Annotated in this window: 1 protein-coding gene; it reads left to right on the top strand. The window is 65.9% G+C overall.

Annotated features, from left to right (window positions below; genetic code table 11):
- Window positions 1-70: 70 nt before the first annotated feature.
- Window positions 71-1,233, top strand: a protein-coding gene (locus DEJ25_RS16320) for an IS3 family transposase (RefSeq protein WP_111045338.1) whose coding sequence is annotated in 2 segments (ribosomal slippage) — window positions 71-350 and window positions 350-1,233 — 1,164 coding nt in all. Because the reading frame shifts where the segments join, the coding sequence is not laid out codon by codon here.
- The last annotated feature ends 36 nt before the right edge of the window (window positions 1,234-1,269 follow it).

Raw genomic sequence — 1,269 nt, 5'->3', positions numbered from 1 at the left:
GGGGACTGCTGCAGGTTTGGTTGACTCCTGACAGGTAGGGGCATTGGCTCCTGCTGGAAGGATGTGCGCCATGGTGAAGGCGTATCCGGAAGAGTTCCGCCGTGACGTGATCGCGGTCGCCCGGAAGGGCGAGACGTCAGTGCGGCAGGTCGCGAAGGACTTCGGTGTGTCCGAGTCCTGCCTGGCCCGCTGGTTGCGCCTCGCGGACCGCGACGATGGCGTCGGTGCTATTGCGTCGCCGTCGGCGAAAGCGGTGGAGCAGGCTGAGCTGCGGGAGGCGCAGAAACGGATCCGGCTGCTCGAGCAGGAGAACGAGATCCTCCGCCGGGCAGCGGCGTACTTCGCCCAGTCACAACTCCCAAAATGATCTACCCGCTGGTCCTCGAACTCGCCGACGACGGTGTTCCTGTCGCGGTGGCCTGCCGGGTACTGGGCTTCTCGAAGCAGGCGTTCTATCGGTGGCGCGCCAGCCCCGTGTCCAAGCGGGACTGGGACGACGCGCACCTGACCAACGCCGCGATCGATGCGCATCGGGACGATCCGACGTTCGGGTACCGGTTCATCGCCGACGACCTCGTCGCGGCCGGCCATCGAGCATCGGAACGGCGGGTATGGCGGCTGTGCTCACAGCAGCGGCTTTGGTCCCTGCACGCGAAGAAGCGCGGCCTGACCCGGAAAGCAGGACCGCCGGTGCACGACGACCGGGTCCGGCGTGCGTTTACGGCTCCAGACCTCGACAAGCTCTGGCTGACCGATATCACCGAGCACCCGACCGGGGAGGGCAAGCTCTACCTCTGCGCGATCAAGGACGCCTGCTCGCGCCGAATCGTGGGCTACTCGATCAGCGATCGCATGCGGTCCTCGCTTGCCGTCGCGGCCCTGCAAATGGCATTGCACCGCCGGAACCCGACCGGGACGGTCGTCCACTCGGATCGGGGCAGCCAGTTCCGGTCGAAGAAGTTCGTCCGGGCGCTCGGCGATGCAGGGCTCCTCGGATCGATGGGCCGAGTCGGCGCGTGCGCCGACAACGCTGCAATGGAATCGTTCTTCGCCCTCCTGCAGAAGAACGTCCTGAACCGGAGACGGTGGGCGACCAGGCAAGAGCTCCGGCTCGCGATCATCACCTGGATCGAGGCGACCTACCACCGGAAACGACGCCAGCGCGGTCTCGGGAAGTTGACCCCGATCGAGTACGAGACGATCATCAACCCACAGGTCGCACTCGCGGCCTAAACGAACGAGTCAACCAAACCTGCAGCAGTCCCAACC

The organism is Curtobacterium sp. MCPF17_011, assembly GCF_003234145.1.
Lineage (GTDB): Bacteria > Actinomycetota > Actinomycetes > Actinomycetales > Microbacteriaceae > Curtobacterium.
This window is presented reverse-complemented; position numbering and strand designations above follow the sequence as displayed.